Source organism: Staphylococcus sp. MB377, assembly GCF_001922505.1.
GTDB classification, from domain to species: Bacteria; Bacillota; Bacilli; order Staphylococcales; family Staphylococcaceae; genus Staphylococcus; species Staphylococcus haemolyticus.
In genome coordinates this window covers 224,322-243,173 of sequence record NZ_MAON01000022.1, presented here as the reverse complement: position 1 = coordinate 243,173, position 18,852 = coordinate 224,322, and the positions used below count along the sequence as shown (strand labels likewise).

General features: G+C 31.8%; 18 protein-coding genes. 6 read left to right on the top strand and 12 right to left on the bottom strand.

Annotated elements, in window-relative coordinates; translation table 11 throughout:
• Window positions 1–68: 68 nt before the first annotated feature.
• The 4 genes from BB045_RS06345 to BB045_RS06330 form a co-directional block, all read right to left on the bottom strand.
• Complete coding sequence (locus BB045_RS06345; RefSeq protein ID WP_037549844.1) at window positions 69–413, bottom strand: transcriptional regulator, SarA/Rot family; 345 nt, start codon at window positions 411–413, stop codon at window positions 69–71.
• A gap of 486 nt (window positions 414–899) precedes the next feature.
• Window positions 900–1,223 carry a PH domain-containing protein gene (locus BB045_RS06340; RefSeq protein ID WP_037549846.1) on the bottom strand — a complete coding sequence of 108 codons (324 nt, stop codon included), beginning with the start codon at window positions 1,221–1,223 and terminating at the stop codon, window positions 900–902.
• Between the two features lie 20 nt (window positions 1,224–1,243).
• Window positions 1,244–1,990 (bottom strand): transcriptional regulator, SarA/Rot family, encoded by a 747-nt coding sequence (locus tag BB045_RS06335; RefSeq protein ID WP_256327013.1) that lies wholly within the window; start codon window positions 1,988–1,990, stop codon window positions 1,244–1,246.
• Between the two features lie 258 nt (window positions 1,991–2,248).
• Window positions 2,249–2,980 carry a helix-turn-helix transcriptional regulator gene (locus tag BB045_RS06330; RefSeq protein WP_240565864.1) on the bottom strand — a complete coding sequence of 244 codons (732 nt, stop codon included), beginning with the start codon at window positions 2,978–2,980 and terminating at the stop codon, window positions 2,249–2,251.
• A gap of 804 nt (window positions 2,981–3,784) precedes the next feature.
• Here BB045_RS06330 and BB045_RS06325 point away from each other — a divergent pair.
• A complete protein-coding gene (locus BB045_RS06325; RefSeq protein ID WP_075140599.1) occupies window positions 3,785–4,534 on the top strand; it encodes a CHAP domain-containing protein in 750 nt (249 codons plus the stop codon).
• Between the two features lie 368 nt (window positions 4,535–4,902).
• Here BB045_RS06325 and nhaC read toward each other — a convergent pair whose 3' ends face one another.
• A complete protein-coding gene (gene nhaC, locus BB045_RS06320) occupies window positions 4,903–6,309 on the bottom strand; it encodes a Na+/H+ antiporter NhaC (RefSeq protein ID WP_070582021.1) in 1,407 nt (468 codons plus the stop codon).
• 112 nt (window positions 6,310–6,421) lie between these two features.
• Entirely contained in the window at window positions 6,422–7,492 is a 1,071-nt protein-coding gene (locus BB045_RS06315) for an NAD/NADP-dependent octopine/nopaline dehydrogenase family protein (RefSeq protein ID WP_053025490.1), read from the bottom strand.
• Between the two features lie 410 nt (window positions 7,493–7,902).
• Here BB045_RS06315 and BB045_RS06310 point away from each other — a divergent pair, with 410 nt between their 5' ends.
• From BB045_RS06310 to BB045_RS06285, 5 genes are all read left to right on the top strand, one after another.
• Window positions 7,903–8,331 carry a DUF4870 domain-containing protein gene (locus BB045_RS06310; RefSeq protein ID WP_070582020.1) on the top strand — a complete coding sequence of 143 codons (429 nt, stop codon included), beginning with the start codon at window positions 7,903–7,905 and terminating at the stop codon, window positions 8,329–8,331.
• Window positions 8,332–8,650: 319 nt separating this feature from the next.
• Window positions 8,651–9,295 (top strand): CHAP domain-containing protein, encoded by a 645-nt coding sequence (locus BB045_RS06305; RefSeq protein WP_070582019.1) that lies wholly within the window; start codon window positions 8,651–8,653, stop codon window positions 9,293–9,295.
• 454 nt (window positions 9,296–9,749) lie between these two features.
• Window positions 9,750–10,079, top strand: coding sequence for a DMT family transporter (locus tag BB045_RS06295; RefSeq protein ID WP_037549865.1), 330 nt, complete (start codon window positions 9,750–9,752; stop codon window positions 10,077–10,079).
• 1 nt (window position 10,080) lies between these two features.
• Window positions 10,081–10,392, top strand: a complete 312-nt coding sequence (locus BB045_RS06290) for a DMT family transporter (protein WP_070582018.1) — start codon at window positions 10,081–10,083, stop codon at window positions 10,390–10,392.
• Window positions 10,393–10,473: 81 nt separating this feature from the next.
• Window positions 10,474–11,430, top strand: coding sequence for a 2-hydroxyacid dehydrogenase family protein (locus tag BB045_RS06285; protein ID WP_070582017.1), 957 nt, complete (start codon window positions 10,474–10,476; stop codon window positions 11,428–11,430).
• 94 nt (window positions 11,431–11,524) lie between these two features.
• Here the strand turns inward: BB045_RS06285 and BB045_RS06280 are convergent, their stop codons facing one another.
• The 6 genes from BB045_RS06280 to BB045_RS06255 form a co-directional block, all read right to left on the bottom strand.
• Window positions 11,525–12,649, bottom strand: coding sequence for an FAD-dependent monooxygenase (locus tag BB045_RS06280; protein WP_070582016.1), 1,125 nt, complete (start codon window positions 12,647–12,649; stop codon window positions 11,525–11,527).
• 96 nt (window positions 12,650–12,745) lie between these two features.
• Window positions 12,746–13,525: an N-acetylglucosaminidase gene (locus tag BB045_RS06275; RefSeq protein ID WP_070582015.1), complete on the bottom strand. Its 780-nt coding sequence runs from the start codon at window positions 13,523–13,525 to the stop codon at window positions 12,746–12,748.
• A gap of 25 nt (window positions 13,526–13,550) precedes the next feature.
• Window positions 13,551–13,769: a hypothetical protein gene (locus BB045_RS06270; RefSeq protein ID WP_037549895.1), complete on the bottom strand. Its 219-nt coding sequence runs from the start codon at window positions 13,767–13,769 to the stop codon at window positions 13,551–13,553.
• A gap of 280 nt (window positions 13,770–14,049) precedes the next feature.
• Complete coding sequence (locus tag BB045_RS06265) at window positions 14,050–14,523, bottom strand: helical membrane plugin domain-containing protein (protein ID WP_037535920.1); 474 nt, start codon at window positions 14,521–14,523, stop codon at window positions 14,050–14,052.
• Window positions 14,523–17,477 carry a formate dehydrogenase subunit alpha gene (gene fdhF, locus BB045_RS06260; RefSeq protein WP_070678560.1) on the bottom strand — a complete coding sequence of 985 codons (2,955 nt, stop codon included), beginning with the start codon at window positions 17,475–17,477 and terminating at the stop codon, window positions 14,523–14,525. Before fdhF ends, BB045_RS06265 begins: the two co-directional genes overlap by 1 nt.
• A 327-nt stretch (window positions 17,478–17,804) precedes the next feature.
• Complete coding sequence (locus BB045_RS06255) at window positions 17,805–18,752, bottom strand: LCP family glycopolymer transferase (RefSeq protein ID WP_037558626.1); 948 nt, start codon at window positions 18,750–18,752, stop codon at window positions 17,805–17,807.
• Window positions 18,753–18,852 lie beyond the last annotated feature (100 nt).

The window sequence follows — 18,852 nt, the reverse complement described above, 5'->3', positions numbered from 1 at the left end:
ACACAAAAAGACTTAAGTCAATGAGATTAAATCTCTCAAAACTTAAGTCTTTTATGAATAAACGTTGATTACTTAATGTACTTCTCTAATTCAGCAATCAGTTTATTAATTTTGTCTCGTTGTTCATCTGTTACATAAACAATAACTATTCTTTCATCTTGTATGCTACGTTTTTTTGAAAGTAACTGTAAATCTTTTAACTTCTGTAATGCTTTAGTTAAGTAATAAGGTTTAAACTCTGAATACGTTGCAATTTCCTTTGAAGTTATTTCATTCGTTTTACTTCTCGCAATATAATTTAAAATATAAACCTCTTCATAATTTAAATTATATTTCTTTTTAGTATCTTTGAAGAACTTTTTAACTTGAAATGTTGCGTTAACTAAATCATTGATGTCTTTAATTTGTCCCATATTCTAAACCACTCCTCTGATGTACGTCTTGTTGCTACAAGGTTCATGTCTACTATTTATTACTTACCAAACATTTCTTATGCTATAAAAATTATTTTATAACATTTATGTATAATATTTCAATATTTTTATGAAATTCAAATGATATTAATTATCAATAACAAGTTACATCAATTAAATTATATATAATCAATTAGTCACTATAGGTATTCATTTGGAGATAAAAAAGAGGACTGAGACAGAATTCTTTATAAAAATTCGTCGTCCCAACCCTACAAGAATGACCAGAACTGAGGAAAGCATGATTTAAGCGTCTTCTCATCTCAGTCAACTACTGCGAATTTGCAAAATAGCAACATTATATTATTTATGTTACAGACTCACATGTTTTTAGCCTCATCTAATAGTAATAATAATATAACTATAACAAGCGTTGTTTCCTTTAGAATCATAGTAGCGTATTTTAGGTTTTATTCAACTTTTTGATTATTTAATTTTAGACTCCACATAATCAACGAATGCTTTAACGTCTTTAGTTTTGATTTGTTTCATTGGTACTTTTCCAATATTAAAAGTAAACAAAATACCTGTGCCATTAAAATGTATTTCTTCTATTTCATTATATGGGATATTTCTATAATAGAATTGACCATTCATATCTACATTCATAATTAATCTTTCAGAAGTGGCAATAAATGCTCCTTCAAATTCACTTTGGCCTTGAACATTATACTCAATGACACCTAATACTGAAGGGCCTTTTGACTCTGTTGGAAACAAATCGTTGGGATTCACATTATCTAGAATCATGAATTCATTCTCCTTACATATTATGATATTTTATTGTACTTCATTTCCTCTTGAAACTTATTGTAACATCTAATAAATAATTTATTTGTTTCATATGCTCGTGATTCAATAAATTTTACATTTACAATACGTTCATCTATTGAATTACGATACTTTTCTAAATATCCTTTTTGATAAAGATCATTAATAACCACGTTCATACATATTAAATATCGATATGACATTGACTGAATTTCTTTTAATGAAATAACTTGTCGACTAGATAGTAACTTACCTAATAAAAACAATTCATCCAAACTCAAATTAGACTCCTTTGCTATATTTCGAACTTTGTAAAGTGCGTCAAAAATGGTTATAACATGCCCTAATTGATTATAGTGGGCTGTTGTTTCTATTAAATAGTCAAAATTCTTCCCTTTTATCATTTCACTAACTTCCATAAACATAATGTTCAGTTTATCTTGACAGCTATTGGATGGGAGAAATAATATACGTCTTTGGTCATTATCATCACGCAATTTAGTGATCCATCCTAAATGATATAAATGCTCTAAATGATGTCGTAATTGTCTTTTTGAAATGGTTTGATAAGTGATTAACTCATCTATATAAACGCCTTGATGATGAACATGAAAATATTTAATGATTTCATACAATGTTTTTAATTGCTCAAATTTTAATTGGTAACTATACTTTAGCACCTCACCTACCGCTTTCATAAAAACAAGATAAAATAATAATGTTTCTAGCTTATTTTTATTCATCATAGCTATCACCTCATAACACTATTTCAGGATTGGACGGTTAAGAGTTTCCATGCTAATTTGATAACAAATTCTCTAAACATAGCCCCATATTTTAAAACTGCATTTGAAACTATTGAATATATAACTCTATATTTACCCAATCTATTAAAGATAGACATTGACTTGATTTCTTAAATAAACAACATTATCTTTATAATTTATCAATTGAAAGGTCGTGTTTACTTGTACTCAATCATCATGTTTGACTTATATCTATTATTATTCGGTTGAACTGTAATTATCTTTTGCTTCAGCAATTAATAATTGTGTTTCTTCATCTAATGGTATTTCTGATTGATTAAATGATTGATATTGATGCGATTGATTCTTAGTTCTGATTTGACCAGGTGTGGTGCCGTATTTTTTATTAAATAAAGCAATGAAATGTGGAAAATGGTTGAATCCATGCTTATATGCAATATCTTGTATTAAATGATTACTTTTTAAAATGTCTATCAAACATAATTTTAATCTAACATCATTAATATATTGTGTAATATTATGATAAGGCGTGTGATACTTGATGACTTTACTAAGTTCCTTGGCTGACATATTGAGTGCATTAGCCATATCTTGGCGACTTATCTTATTACTGTGATGTTTAATAATATACTCATGTACTTTGTCAACTAAGGCATTATCTAATTTGTAATGAGTGCGTTGATTTCTCTGCAAGTATCCTAATTCTACACATAAGTGTTTTACCAACTTATCTTTTATTTGTAATTTATCTGACTTACTACTTTCAAAATCAAGTAAATTTAAAATAAAGGGTTCTAATTGTTTTCTTTCAATAGAAGGAAATTTATATCCATTAGACTTAATATAATCATCAGCATATTTCAAATAATCTTTGAATGCTATTTCAATACTAGCGATAATTGCTCCATCCTCATTCTCAATCGAGTAAATATCATTTAACATTACAAATAATAAATCTCTCTCTTTCATTTGAAAATTCTTTAAATTTAAAATTACTCTCCCTGACCCCTTTAGCCAATAGATTAATTTAATATTTGATTCCTTTTGACTACTTATCTTTATATTTTTTAAAAGCTTTACCGAAAAGTTATCAATCATACGAACGTCCTTTCACTTTATAATATATAAAGATATGACATAAACAGAAATAATAAATTATCCCCCATAACGCTAATAACTATTGCTGCATTAATAACGATTTTCTAATTAAACGCTTTTTTTGAATGCCTATCTTCATATATAATTGTATGTTTTATTTCGGTATTAGCAGTAGCAAACTTTTAACCAATTATATCATTTTATTATCTTATATAAATGTTTTTGTATATTTTTTTATAATGTTTTTATGAATAATCCCCAATAAGAGCTTCTTTTATAGCATTTCAGAGTAATAATACAATTTAATTAATAGATCTTTTGTATATATATAATTTTAAAACAATACAAAAATAATGAATTCTATTAATTTTATATCAAATTAATTTTTGCTGTTACTTTACAAAAATGTTACAAGAAAATGAGTATCTTTTTCATATATTTTTTTAAACACTGTTATGACAACGTTTTTTAATATTACAAAAAATTTCTTATTGTATTTAACTCAACACTATTTATTAGCAAAAAATTACAAAATGATAACAACGCACACAAAATGATTTTTTTCTGATAAAGTATGTCTTGTCGTTAAGAAACTTATTACAAACTGGACTCAAGGGTCATCAAATGACTATTAAATATAAAATATTAATTTAATTCTCAGGAGGAAATTTTACAATGAAAAAAATCGCTACAGCTACAATCGCTACTGCAGGAGTTGCAACTATCGCTATCGCTGGACATGGTCATGAGGCACATGCAGCAGAACAAGGATATAACCCAAATGATCCAACTTCATACAGCTACTCTTACACTATCGACCAACAAGGTAACTATCATTACACTTGGAAAGGTAACTGGAGCCCAAATCAAGTAAATCACTCTAGTCAATCTAATCATTCATACAACAACTATTCATATAATTACAATAACTATAATAACTACAACAACTACAGTAATAACACTCAATCATATAGTGCAAATAATCAACAAACTGGTGGTTTAGGTGCTAGTTACTCAACTTCAGATCGTAACATTAAAGTAACTACAACTACTGCTCCATCATCACAATCAACTGGCGTTTCAATTTCAAAAACTTCAAGTTCAGGTAGTAACTTATATACTGCTGGTCAATGTACATATTATGTATTTGATAGAGTTGGCGGTAAAATCGGTTCAACTTGGGGAAATGCTAATAACTGGGCAAGCGCTGCAGCTGCTTCAGGTTACACAGTAAACAATTCACCATCAGCTGGTGCTATTTTACAAACTTCACAAGGTGCATATGGTCACGTAGCATACGTTGAAAGTGTTGGTAGTGACGGTTCAGTTACAGTATCAGAAATGAACTATGGTCACGGTGCTGGTGTTGTTACTTCACGTACTATTTCAGCTAGCCAAGCTGCTTCATATAACTACATTCACTAATTTTATTAATAAGTATAAAAGCGATCCATTTTTGGATCGCTTTTTTGCGCTTACTTTCAGACTCAAAGATATATACATTAAACAACATGCATCTCCACTAGTTTAAAAATCTTATTATGAGATATAAATAGCATCCTGCCGTATAATTAAAAACAAAAAAGATTGGAAAGTAATAATCAATACTTTCCAATCTTAATCTATTTCGAACAAATTCATTCTTTCTTGATTTGTTATATCTATTACTACATAATTGTTGATAATAAATTCGTTTGTCCATCGTTCATGGATCCAATTCTCGCTACAAAAATATCTATGTAACGTTTTAACATACTTAAATACACCCTTTTCACAAATGATTAAACATATTTTTACGAATTTTTTACATAACTTTTGTTATCTAATTTTCGAATACCAATTCCAGTAAAGCCGTAAATAATTGCTAATACTGCACACAAGTAACATGGAACTGTCCAAATAAAGAATTGATCTACTGATACTCCAAGTTGTTGCGTGTAGTATATGCCTGAAGTTCCCCATGGTATTAACGGCAACACCATCGTACTTGAATCTTCTAAAGTTCTTGATAAATTTGATTTATCTAAATTCCTACTAACAAACATGTCTTTCATTAAGACACCCACCATAATAATTACTATAGATGCTACACCAGCTGCAAATACTAACATTAAACAGCAAATGACTGTTATTAAGATAAGCGTTCCTACTGAATGTATACCTTTAGAAACCGTTTTTAACATGACATCTAAACATCCCGATACTTCAACAATACCTGCAAATGCATACCCACAAAATATTGTCACTAGTATCTCCGTCATACTCATCATTCCACCTTGTTCTAATAGCGATGTTGCATTGGTAGAAAGATTAGAATGTCCAGTCATCGCAGGTGTAAATCCATTAAACATAGCTTTAAAACCATCAACTATATTAAAATGATTATTTAATGTTCCAATAATAACTGCACTTAAACTTGATGCTAACATAGATGGTACAGTAGATACGTTACAAACTAAACATATGATTATGACTAATAACGGCACCCACACCCAAATATTTATATTATAGATACCATCAAGTTCATTCAATAACTTATTAATTTGTTTCGTATTCACTGACCCTTTTGAAGTTAATCCTGCAAAGAACCAAACTATTAGTCCAATAATTGAAGCAGGTATCGTTGTCCACATCATTGATCTGATATGAGAAAAGATATTTACCTTAGTTACTAAAGCAGCTAAGTTAGTTGTATCTGATAATGGTGACATTTTATCACCAAAGACCGCACCTGCAATAATAGCACCTGCTGCCATACCCATATCGATATTCAACTGATGCGCAATTGATATCAACGCAATACCAGCTGTTGAAGCTGATCCCCAGGCTGTCCCAGTAGCTAAACTACAAATAGCCGATATTAAAAAGGCAGAAACTAAAAAGTAATGTGGATTTAAAAACTTTAGACCGTAGTATATTAAAGCTGGAACAGTTCCAGAATACATCCAACTTCCAACTATTATACCTACAGCTAGTATAATTAATATTGCAGGCATAGCCGTCGTTAATCTTCGTGTAATTCCCTCTTCTAAATCTTTCCATTTTAAGCCTACTCGCCAAGCTATCAAAGATGCATATGCAGATGATATGAGTAACAGTACCTGCATGGGAATATTAAATTTTATAAAGCCTATTGTCACGACAATAACCATAACGATAATTGTAGATATTGCTTCCAAAAATGATGGCTGTCTTTTCATACACATTCCTCTTTTCTTTTTAGTTAATTACCTCTTTTCATAGTTAGATGTGCATTTAATCATAAATAGAATATTAATTAAAGATTCATTTTTAGTAATCTAAATTTGTCAATTATTCTAAACCAAGTTTTTCTAAACCAAGTTCTTCTACTTTTAGACCTTCATCGAAAAAGTCACGTTCTAAAATTGTTGATGCAATCATAATAACAGCATCTATATTAGGCGTTTCAACATCAATTGCACGCCCTAAACTTGACCATAGTACTAGTCCATATGCAATATCTTCAGTTAAATAACGATTTTGTACTGAATTAGGCCCTGGTATTTGAGAAAACACAGGACTTGTATTAAACAAACGATTTAATGGTTCATCTTCGTCTTTACGTTCTAAATAGCCTCTTTGAATACGTGCTTCTTTGGCTGTTAAAAGTTCAAATCCTAATTTACGCCCTAGTGTTAAACGTTCCAACTCAATTGCATGTAATAATCTTACTGTGTGCTTCGTAATACCTTCTTTATAGAGGGCAAATGAATCAGCATAATCAATTCTTCCTACATTTAATAATGTTGGACCAGGATGAACCTCTGGGTTTCCGTTTTCTAAATTTGTCTTCCATAGATTTTCTTCTTTAACAAGATACGGATATATTTGACTTACTTTTTCAAAGCTATCACTAAGTTCCTTCTTATTATATGTAGAAAAGAATACTTTACGTACATTCAATGATAAGTCTACTCGTGCATTTTCAAAGTCAACGCGCGTACCGTAAGTAAGTGTATTAGCTTCAGCAAACTTCGGCTCTACCTCAATATGTTTATCTTCAAGTACGTTAATAAATCGAATTGACGCCATGGCAGCTGCAATATTGAAGAAAATAAGTTGATCACTTGTTACATGCTCAGCCATAATTTCCGCATAGTATTCAATATATGATGATGGAATGATAACTTGAATTATCTCAGCATCTTTCAATACATATTCAATGTCATCACTTATGTCTGTAAATGGTACAAATGATTCTGTACCTTCATTATTAAAATCAAATCCACCCTTTTCTAATGCGTTATTAAATTTTTTAATGGATGAATTTCGACAATATAATTTCACATCATGTCCTTGATTTACCATATCTACTGCTGCTGTAACTGCACCGTTACCTGATCCTACTACCGCTATTTTCATAGTTATAACTTCCTTTCTTAATCAAATCAGCGTCTCTGCTTTTCATTTAAAAAATAAAGGGAGCAGGTTAGAAATCTAATAAATGTAAATAGATTTCTTTATATCCTCAAATACAACCATTTATTAAAATGATCATATTTAAGTCCCGCTCCCGGGCAAAGTTGGCTAGAATAAAAATATATATTAAATCAACATTATTTCTATTCAGTCAGCTAATGCCAAATCCTAATAATGAGTTTTACTAATATCATTAGTAATCCATTTTTATACAACGCTAAACTATATCCTATTTTTCAAAAATTAAACACAACTCAATTATTTATATTAATTTTAAAATTAACTAATCTTTTTTAAGTAACTTTGTTATATTAATTATGAAACATAACTTTTTAATTGAGAGGAGTATTATTATGTCGGATTATTATGATCAATCACAAGACTCTACGGTAAAGAGAGATAATGAAGATGATGCCCGATTAATGTCTATGTTAATTTTCCTATTGGGGTTCTTCACTTCTGTAATAGGTCCAATTATTATTTGGGCTATCAAGCGTAATGAATCACGATTAGTTGATAAAGCTGGAAAGAATTACTTCAACATGCTTATTTCTTATTTAATTTGGAACTTTGTTGTTGGTATATGTATGGTACCTGTATTTTTCATATATATAGTTAATAATGAAGCAGCGATCATTATCGCTACAATATTATTATTTGTTCTTTCATTACTATTAATTATACTTACTATCCTATATGTAGTTTTTCATATCGTTGCATGCGTTAAATATTTTGGTGGAAAAGAGTATGTAGTGCCTTTATCAATTCGTTTCTTCAAATAAGTTGTACAGCATCTAATATTACAAAAGGTTGTAACAATAATCATTTGTTAACACTAACTAAATATAAGATTAATGTAGTATACATGCATAATTCAAGCTATATTACAGTACGTAACCTTGAACTACTCTTTATTACGGAGTTGTTCAAGGTTTTTGTATTTCATTTACGAAATCGTAACATTGCACACAGTGCTAATAGAATCTGATAAAGTATGACTTGTCGTTGGGAGCGACAAAAAAAATACAAATTCAAAGTCTATTCAACATATCGCTATTTTTAACCTATTGTTGAATACAAATTTTGGGAGGACTTTTTACTATGAAAAAAATTATTACAATTTCAACTTTAACAGCAGGCATTGGTGTATCAGCATTAGGATTAAATGCTAACCATGCAGATGCTGCAGAATATATTCACAATCCAGCACCACAACATAATCAATTCGGACAACAAGGTCCACATGGTCAAAATATGCAATTTAGTCATCAACAAGGACAAGATTATCAACAACCTCAATTTAAACAACAATCTTTCAATTATAATCAAAGCACTACAACTTCAACAACATCAGATGGAAGTTCGTCATCTAGTAGTTCTTCTACAACTACTTCTTCAACTCAAACTACATCTTCTACATCAGGTAATTTATACACAGCCGGCCAATGTACTTGGTATGTATATGACAGAGTTGGTGGTAAAATCGGTAGTACTTGGGGAAATGCTAATAACTGGGCGAGTGCAGCATCAGCAGCTGGGTACACTGTAAATAATACTCCAGAAAAAGGTTCAATTCTTCAAACATCTGAAGGTTCTTATGGACATGTTGCGTATGTAGAAAGTGTTGGTAGCGATGGTTCAGTAACTGTTTCTGAAATGAATTATTCTGGTGGACCATATGTGAAAGATACACGTACAATTTCAGCTAGCCAAGCTAGTTCTTATAACTACATCCATTTATCATAATTTTAAATAAAGCTTAAATGATGCTAATCATAAATATAGGATAACATTATACTATAGAGCTGCATTGTAAATTCACAGTATCTAAATGATTGAGAAGTCGCTTTAAATCAAGCTTTCTCAATTCTAATCATTCATGTAGGACTAGAGGCTGGGACAATATAAAATGTCTCAGCCTACTTTATCATTTTGTCAGTAGCTGACTGATTTGAAAATGCGCTTGAATCAAGCTTTTTTCAAACCTAGTCATCCTTGCCTGGTAGGCGGGACCCCAGCAAAGAGAATTTCCTAAAGAAATTCTACAAGCTAAGCAAGCTGGGGATACAACGAAATAAATTTTGAGAAAATATTATTTCTGTCCACTCCCAAGTCCTTTTTAAGTTTTACAAATTGAATTAAAGGTAACGCTTTGAGAGAATAAGCATATTAGTCTTTATTTTATAAGGAGTGTGAAGGTATGCAATGGCTTAAAGTCATCTTAGCTGGCATTATTGAAGTTATTTGGGTAATTGGATTAAATAATGCCCATAATTTTGCAACTTGGTTATTTACATTAGTTTTTATTGCACTAAGCTTCTACTTGATGATTTCCGCCTCTAAACAACTTCCAGTCGGTACAGTTTATGCAGTATTTGTGGGAATAGGAGCTGCTGGTACAGTTATTGCAGATATGCTTTTCTTTGGAGAACCCTTTACAAAAATGAAAGTTGTATTACTGCTTCTGTTATTAGTTGGCATTATTGGACTTAAACTGTCAACGTATGACTCACCTAAGGGAGGAATGTAATATGTCATGGCTATATTTATTCATTGCAGGATTATTAGAGGTACTTGGTGTCATATGGTTAAACCAATATGCACGCTCAAAACAAAAATTTTATATTGTTTTAATGGCAATTACGTTTATTTTTAGTTTTAGTGTATTAAAATTAGCTATGACAACAATTCCAATGGGAACAGCATATGCTATATGGACTGGTATTGGCACAGCTGGAGGAGCTATTGTAGGAATGTTATTTTACAAAGAATCAACACATTTTAGCCGTATCATTTTTATTTTCTTGATACTCTTCTCTGTAATCGGCCTTAAAATGATTTAATAAAATTGTATGAATTACATTTGTATACGTTTTCTCCTTTTATTATACTTAAAGAGAGATTATTGATAAGGAGTGAGCTTAATGGTAAAAGTTTATATAGCAGGTGCAATTCCAGAAGTAGGATTAAATTTACTTAAAGAACACTTTGAAGTAGAAATGTATGAAGGTGAAGGCATTATTGATAAAGAAACACTAATGGAAGGTGTCAAAGATGCTTCTGCGCTTATAAGCATTCTATCTACGAATGTTGATCAGGAAGTGATTGATAGTGCAAGTAACCTTAAAATCATTGCAAACTATGGTGCTGGCTTTAATAATGTGGATGTTAAATATGCACGTGAAAAAGATATTGATGTAACAAATACACCTAAAGCATCAACAGCCTCAACTGCTGAATTAACTTTCGGACTCGTTTTAGCAGTTGCGCGTCGCATAGTTGAAGGAGATAAATTATCTCGAACACAAGGTTTTGATGGATGGGCACCTTTATTCTTTAGAGGTCGTGAAGTGTCTGGCAAAACGATTGGCATAATCGGTTTAGGTGAAATTGGTAGTGCAGTAGCTAAGCGTGCTAAAGGTTTTGATATGGATATCTTATATACTGGTCCTCACCAAAAGAAAGAAAAAGAACGTGAAATTGGTGCAAAATATGTAGATCTAAATACCTTACTTGAAAATGCTGACTTCATCACAATCAATGCTGCTTATAATCCTGATTTACATCACATGATTGATACCGAACAATTTAAACTGATGAAATCTACAGCCTATTTAATTAATGCAGGTCGCGGTCCAATAGTTAATGAAGAAGCTTTAGTAAAAGCTTTAGAAGACAAAGAAATTGAAGGTGCCGCATTAGATGTATATGAATTTGAACCTGAAATTACAGAAGGTTTGAAATCACTAGATAATGTAGTTATCACACCTCATATTGGTAACGCAACTTATGAAGCAAGAGATATGATGTCTAAAATCGTCGCAAATGATACGATTAAAAAGTTAAATGGCGAAAATCCACAGTTTATAGTTAATAAATAATTTATAATGTAAATAAGACGGAAACTGAAAGAGACTACGAAGCATATTAATCATTAACTTATATGCTTAATTAGTCTTCAGTATCCGTCTTATTTTATTTATGCTTCGCTTTATACAGGAATTTAGTTTGTCCACTTAACAAACGTTTAGGTGTTCGTTTCATAACACTATTACGTAATGAAATAGCAAATGTTTTATCTTTTTGCGCTATTTTACCAATTTTTCTTGAGCGTTTGATAACTTTTGTAGTATGTTTAACTCTTAATTTATCATAACGTTTTAATGCTTTTTCTAAATCATATTCTTCTAAACAATTAACTAGTACAATCGCATCTTCCATAGCTTGTCCAGCACCTTGACCCATATTAGGCGTCGTTGCATGCGCTGCATCCCCTAACAATAGAATACGTCGATTTACAAATGATTTGAGTGGTTTCATATCATATAAATCATGCTTCAGAATACCTGTTTCACTTTGCTTATCTAAAATTTGTCGTACTGGTTCAGGATAATTATTAAAATATGCTTGTAGATGTGGTTTTTCAAACGATTGATATTTGGGATCTTTTTCAGACGCATTAATTGTGATAAACCAATAAGCTTGGTTGTTAATAAGTGGCACTATCCCTACTCGACCTCGTTTACCCCAATATTCACTAGCAATATCAATGTTATGTAGATCAGCATCATCCACTAAGCCACGAAAACACGTATACCCTTGATAAAGTATCTTCGCATTCGGATGAATAGCTTGTCTGACAACAGAATGAAGCCCGTCCGCACCTATACATAAATCAAAACTTTGACTTGCATGATTTGAAAAGTGAACCATCGTATGTTGTTCAACGTTTTCAACCTTAATAACATCATGGTCTGTATAAATGCATTGAGGATTAACATAAGATTGTATCAATTCAATCAAAGTTTGTCGCGCTAATGTTACATTCAACGTAGCCTCTTTTAATTTTACTGCAGACAAAATATTTCCTTTATCATCTAGTACATTCATTGCAGATAAGTTCTGGCCAGCATTTTTAATTCCTTTAGCTAGGTCATGTTTACCTAATTTCTTGATAACATTATCACCAATTCCTATACCTGCACCAACTTCACTTATATTTGATTGTCTTTCAAATATAGAAACGTCATGTCCTTTTTCTGAAAGAAGTGCGCCAGCGGTTAAACCACCTATACCTGCACCTATTATTGCAATTTTCATTTATTTACACCTCAATATTAAATTCACCTAAATTTTATCTTAACAGTATGTTGCAGTTGCAACTTATATTGTATATCACTCTATTATCCAATCAGTTTAGAAGGCATAGAAGTTCTTACGTACATCATCTTTTTTTATACCAAATTGGTCATAATATGCTTGCATATACTTTGCGATTTTATCTGCCCATAAAATATCGCTTGCATACTGATGTTGGCCTGGACTTTTAGGATTCCACCTCATTTGATACAGCGTAATTTGATCATTATCAAAATAATTCGTTCTAATAAATTTAGCTCCACCAAGTATCGCTTTTCGTGGTGAAGTCCATGATGCTTCCTTAGCGTAACTCTTACCTGTATGAATAGCATTTTCATCGAAAGCACCGACTCCAAAAAAGTTGTAATAACGATTGTTACCTTCTTTAATACCACTGGCAAGTTTAGAGTTACCATTAGCAGTCTCCACACGTGCATGGCTTATTAAATAAATAATATTGACTTGATATTTGTCTTGAGCCTCTATAAAAGCATCAGCTTGATTTTCAAGAATACCATTTCCTTTTAACATCTTTTTGACTTCTTGTTTTGACATAGGAACTTGTTGTGAAATATCCATGTATTTTAACTTATTATCGTCTCGAGTAATGCGCATTGCCCTCTCTATTTCTCGGCTATTTGCATTTACAAACTCACCATCACTGTCTACTGTATTCAATACACTCGAATCTGTTTGCTTCTGAATTGCTTCTTGAAAGCTATAGTTGCGATCATTGTCCAACAGTTCTGAGTGCTTAATTATTAATAATACTATGAAGACAATGATAATAATAAGCAACAGTATGAATGGTAAACGCAAATGGTTTAATTGCTTCATGTAGATGACAATCCTTTATAGCTATTTAAGATAAATAAAAATAAGTACTTATAATAACAATTAAGACTATAGCAAATGATATGTTGATGACTATCTTCATGCCAGTTCGATCTCGAAAAAGCACGTTAAATATAACTAAACTAATTGCTAATGACACAGCGAACATTGAAATCGCTAACACCATTTGCATCATAATTAAAAAAATAATTCCTAAAACAATAAAGACATTAGAAATAACTGTCATAATTTTAATCGCGTTTGGATGAATTGTTCTCACCCCTTCTTTAGTAATAATATATACTACACCTTACCATAATTTATGTAGAAAGTACTTATAAATCTTATTAAATAATGAAAGAAAGGAGCGAGACAGAATTCGATTTGAATTCATTATCCCACCCCTAAGGATGACTTGAACTAAGTAAGTTTAGTATAAGTGCCTTCTCAATTCAGTCATCTACTGCATATTTACTTTGTAGCCTTTGATTATTTAATTTGTACCAATCTTTTTATACATTAATGTATTATTTATCTTCTCTAGACATCCCTTTAAGTAAATTGAGCATATAAGTTAAGCTACGATTCATATCATCGTCTTTGAGTACGCCCATTAGACTACGAATACTTGTTTTAGCATTAGGATTTGCTTGATTTGCAACGTGCAATCCTTTATTTAATTTATTTAAGAATTGGCTTAACTCTTGAACATTAAGCTCACCTAACATAAAGACCATTGGTGCTAAATTTGTAATTAGACCCGCATATAAATCTTTGTTAAGTTCTGTCATAAATTTATTGATTATGACTTGACGTCCTCTAATGCCACCGTTCATTAAATCAAGAATTTTAGCTTCATCTAATGCTTTTACTAAACGTATTGCTTTTAAAATACTATCTTTATTTTCTGCAATAGCATCTGTTACTTCATTGATACTCTCGATTTTAATTTGTTCTTCTGATTTCTCTAAACGTTTAATTTTAGTTATTCTTTCAGCCATTATTTATCCACCACATTTCCTGGGAAAACATAGTCGGGACGTTCCCATTTTTTCTGTACTTGGACACTATATTGCGGGTTACGTTTTTTATCGACACGGAAGTTTGTTGGATTTAATGGTGATTTACCTTTACGAGTCAATACTTCCATGCGACAACTAGTTCGTTTATAAGATGGTGTATCTGTATATTTATCTACATCACTATTAGTTAATTTATTGATAGCACCTAAATCACCATTTGACATAGCATCATTATTTAAAGGAATATAAATTTCTCTGCCTTTAACTCGATCAGTTACAGTTGCAATTAATGTTGCTTCACCCGTTTCTGAAATCAATCGTAATTCTGCGCCTTCATGAATATCACGATCTTTAGCTAGCTCTGGAGAAATTTCTACAAATGCATTTGGCACTTTATACTTAATCATTTCAGTTTGATAAGTCATATTACCTTCATGGAAATGCTCTAGTAAACGACCATTATTTACATGCAGGTCATAAACTTCATCTTCTTTAAAGAAATTGTCAAATGTTAATGGGAATAACTTAGCACGACCATTTTCAAAGTTAAAGCCATCCATATATAATGTTGGCTGGTCTGTACCATCTGGTGCTACAGGCCATTGAAGACTATTGAAACCTTGTAATCGTTCATAATTTACACCTGAATATGATGGTGTTAATCGTGCAATTTCATCCATGATTTCACTTGGATGTTTGTAATTCCAATCTGCGCCCATGCGTTGTGCGATTAATTGGAAGATTTCCCAGTCTGGTTTAGAATCGCCTAGCGGTTGTAATGCTTTATTAATACGTTGAATTCGGCGTTCTGTATTCGTGAATGTACCATCTTTTTCTAATGATGGACTAGCTGGTAAGACGACATCTGCATATGTTGCTGTGAAAGTTAGGAACTCATCTTGAACAACTAAGAAGTCTACTTTTTCTAATGCAGATTGAACAAAATTAATATTAGAATCAACAATACCTGTATCTTCACCGTATAAGTATAATGACTGAATATCTCCATTATGGATACCTTCCATCATTTGGTGATTATCGCGTCCAGGTGTTGGATTTAATTCTACACCATATTCTTTTTCAAATTTTGCTCTCACTTCATCATCAGCTACTTTTTGATAACCTGGGAATTGATCTGGCATACTTCCCATATCACTTGCGCCTTGTACATTATTGTGACCACGTAATGGATAAGCACCTGAACCTGGTTTTCTATAGTTACCTGTCACGAGCAATAAGTTTGAGATAGCTGTACTTGTATCACTACCGATGTCTTGTTGTGTAACACCCATTGCCCAACAAATTGACATTGATTCAGCTTTTGCAGCTTCTTCTGCAAAGCTAATGATTTGTTCTTTAGGAATACCTGTTGTTTCTTCTGCAAAATCCATAGTGAACAATTCTAATGATTTATAGTAATCTTCATAATTATCAACCCAATCATTCAAGAAAGCTTTATCGTGTAAATCGTTGTCAATGATATATTTAGTAGCTGCACCTAACCAAACTAAATCAGTTCCTGGCTTAGGTTGATAGAATGCATCTGCACGCTCAGCCATTTCATGTTTTCTAATATCGAATACATGCATCTTTTGTCCGAATAACTTTTGTGCACGTTTCATTCTAGATGCAATAACTGGATGCGCTTCAGCTGTATTTGTACCGATTAGAACAGTCATAGCAGCTCTCTCAAGGTCTTCAATTGAACCAGAGTCACCACCGTGACCAACAGTTCTAAATAGACCTTTCGTTGCTGGTGCTTGGCAATATCTTGAACAGTTATCAACGTTGTTAGATCCAAAGACTTGTCGTGAAAGTTTTTGCATTAAATATGATTCTTCATTAGTACCTTTAGAAGATGCGATAAATGCTAAATGATCGCCACCATATTCATTTTTGATTCGCTTAAAGTTAGTTTCAATAACATCTAAAGCTTCATCCCATTCAACTTCATGGAATTCTCCATCTTTTCTAACTAGAGGTTTCTTTAAACGTTGGTCTGAGTTAATGTGACCCCAAGAGAATTTACCTTTAACACATGTAGCAATTTTGTTTGCTGGAGAATCATGTGATGGTTGAACTTTTAGCACTTCTCTGTCTTTAGTCCATACATCAAATGAACAACCTACACCACAATATGTACAAACTGTTTTCGTTTTCTTAATGCGTTCTTTACGCATTTCCGCTTCTGAATCAGAAACTGCAAATAGTAATCCATCACCTGGTTCAGCCTTTTTAGTTAAATCAATCATTGCAGCAAGTGAACCTGGTTCAGTATCTGTCATGTAACCAGCATTACCTTCCATATTCACTTCCATCATGGCATTACAAGGACATACAGTTGCACATTGTCCACACGATACACATGATGATTCATTAATAGGAACATCATTATCCCAGATAACTCTAGGATGCTCACGATTCCAATCAATTGAAATTGTTTCATTTACTTCGATATCCTGACACGCTTCTACACAACGACCACACAGAATACATTGGTCTGGGTCATATCGATAGAATGGACCATAGTCTTTTTCATATGGTTTCGTTTTGTATTCGTATGATTGTTCTTCTAATCCCCATGCGTCCATAGCGTTATGTATTTCACAATCACCGTTATTGTAATCACATACTGTACAATACAGCATATGTTTTTCTAAAATGCGATCTAAAGCTTCCTTTTGGCTAGCTTTAACATCATTATTCTGAGTATTAACTGTCATGGGTCGATCTACAACAGTACTACACGCACGTTCAATTTTGCCATCAATTTCAACCATACATGTATCACATGTTTGAATTGGTCCCATTGATTCGTTATAACAAATTGAAGGTACGAAAGTATCACGAGATTTTATAAACTCGAGTAAACTTGTTCCAGGTTCTACAAGATAATCAGTGCCATCAAGCGTGACGATTAAATGTTCTTGCATACTTTCCACCCCATCTATATAAATTTTCCGTAAAATGACTTTGGCTACTTAACTATTCCATTTCAATACCCCACATATATTGAACATAGAATTACATTAATTGTATTACTTATTTCATTAAATGTTAAGCGTTTCATGAATTTTTGCAATTTTAAAAGAATTAAATATACATTGTTTTTCAAATGTAAAAAAACTAACTTAAATTCAGATACAATTTAAAAAAATAAAAATAGAGATAGGACTGAAATGATTTCTCTCTCATTGTCCTACCTCTATAAAAATCCTAGTAATAACAGCTAAAGTAAAAACGTCTATTGCATTAAAAATTTAATTTTGTAAATTATTATTCAATATTTCTGTGGCACTTTGCTTTGAATCGTCATTAGGTATGAAATACCACAATCCATCGTCTTGAATACCACCCTGACCTTCTAATTGATGTCGGTTTACAGTTGTATTAGCATTTTTATAATTCATTCTAATATCATTCATGTCACTCAATGTTAAATCGGTTTTAACATTTTTCTGGATCTGATTAATTAATGATGGAAAATGCGTGAGCGCCGAAGTACTTGTCATCTTATTAGCCATTGCTTGAAGGATAAGTTGTTGTCGTTCTTGACGGCCAAAATCTCCTCCAGCACCTTCCTCTTTACGACTACGTATGAAGGCCATTGCAGTATCTCCATCCACATGAGTTGATTGACCTTTTACAAATTTAGTTCCTTTAGTGGTGAAAGTATCATTACTAGTAACATTCACACCGCCCAAAGCATCAATCATATCATGTAACCCATCCATATCAACTGTCCCATAATGATCAATAGGAACATTCATTAATTTTTCTAATGATTTAACAGCCATCGTTGGTCCACCATAAGCATATGCATGATTAATCTTCTCAGTCGTGCCTTTACCTACAATTTCAGCTTGTGTATCACGAGGTACACTTACAATTTCTGTATTTTGTTTCTTAGGGTTAATAGAAAGAAGCATAATTGTGTCACTTCTTTCACCGTCATTCTCACTTTTACGTTGAGCATTTGAGTCTACACCAAATAATGCAATAGTAAATGGATCACCATTTGACAAACTTACATTTTTCGATCTCAATTCTGAATATTGTCTGTTTAAAGGATTATGAATCTTACCACTTGTAATAAAAATACTAGCTACTACAAAAATTGACGCAACTATTGCTAAAACAACTAATATTCCTATAAACCATGTAATTATTTTAACGGGCAGGCTCATTCGTCTATGCGTTCTACGCATCCTACCACTCCTATTCTGTTTTATGAATTAATATAATTATTATATATTAAAATGATTAACTTTCTATACGACTTAAGAAGTAACTTTTCATAAAACAGCT

Excerpts from the sequence above, each read along its gene's own strand:
- BB045_RS06345 (WP_037549844.1), bottom strand. The coding sequence starts at position 413 with ATGGGACAAATTAAAGACATCAATGATTTAGTTAACGCAACATTTCAA.
- BB045_RS06340 (WP_037549846.1), bottom strand. The coding sequence starts at position 1,223 with ATGATTCTAGATAATGTGAATCCCAACGATTTGTTTCCAACAGAGTCA.
- BB045_RS06335 (WP_256327013.1), bottom strand. The coding sequence starts at position 1,990 with ATGATGAATAAAAATAAGCTAGAAACATTATTATTTTATCTTGTTTTT.
- BB045_RS06330 (WP_240565864.1), bottom strand. The coding sequence starts at position 2,980 with ATGAAAGAGAGAGATTTATTATTTGTAATGTTAAATGATATTTACTCG.
- BB045_RS06325 (WP_075140599.1), top strand. The coding sequence starts at position 3,785 with ATGAAAAAAATCGCTACAGCTACAATCGCTACTGCAGGAGTTGCAACT.
- nhaC (WP_070582021.1), bottom strand. The coding sequence starts at position 6,309 with ATGAAAAGACAGCCATCATTTTTGGAAGCAATATCTACAATTATCGTT.
- BB045_RS06315 (WP_053025490.1), bottom strand. The coding sequence starts at position 7,492 with ATGAAAATAGCGGTAGTAGGATCAGGTAACGGTGCAGTTACAGCAGCA.
- BB045_RS06310 (WP_070582020.1), top strand. The coding sequence starts at position 7,903 with ATGTCGGATTATTATGATCAATCACAAGACTCTACGGTAAAGAGAGAT.
- BB045_RS06305 (WP_070582019.1), top strand. The coding sequence starts at position 8,651 with ATGAAAAAAATTATTACAATTTCAACTTTAACAGCAGGCATTGGTGTA.
- BB045_RS06295 (WP_037549865.1), top strand. The coding sequence starts at position 9,750 with ATGCAATGGCTTAAAGTCATCTTAGCTGGCATTATTGAAGTTATTTGG.
- BB045_RS06290 (WP_070582018.1), top strand. The coding sequence starts at position 10,081 with ATGTCATGGCTATATTTATTCATTGCAGGATTATTAGAGGTACTTGGT.
- BB045_RS06285 (WP_070582017.1), top strand. The coding sequence starts at position 10,474 with ATGGTAAAAGTTTATATAGCAGGTGCAATTCCAGAAGTAGGATTAAAT.
- BB045_RS06280 (WP_070582016.1), bottom strand. The coding sequence starts at position 12,649 with ATGAAAATTGCAATAATAGGTGCAGGTATAGGTGGTTTAACCGCTGGC.
- BB045_RS06275 (WP_070582015.1), bottom strand. The coding sequence starts at position 13,525 with ATGAAGCAATTAAACCATTTGCGTTTACCATTCATACTGTTGCTTATT.
- BB045_RS06270 (WP_037549895.1), bottom strand. The coding sequence starts at position 13,769 with ATGACAGTTATTTCTAATGTCTTTATTGTTTTAGGAATTATTTTTTTA.
- BB045_RS06265 (WP_037535920.1), bottom strand. The coding sequence starts at position 14,523 with ATGGCTGAAAGAATAACTAAAATTAAACGTTTAGAGAAATCAGAAGAA.
- fdhF (WP_070678560.1), bottom strand. The coding sequence starts at position 17,477 with ATGCAAGAACATTTAATCGTCACGCTTGATGGCACTGATTATCTTGTA.
- BB045_RS06255 (WP_037558626.1), bottom strand. The coding sequence starts at position 18,752 with ATGCGTAGAACGCATAGACGAATGAGCCTGCCCGTTAAAATAATTACA.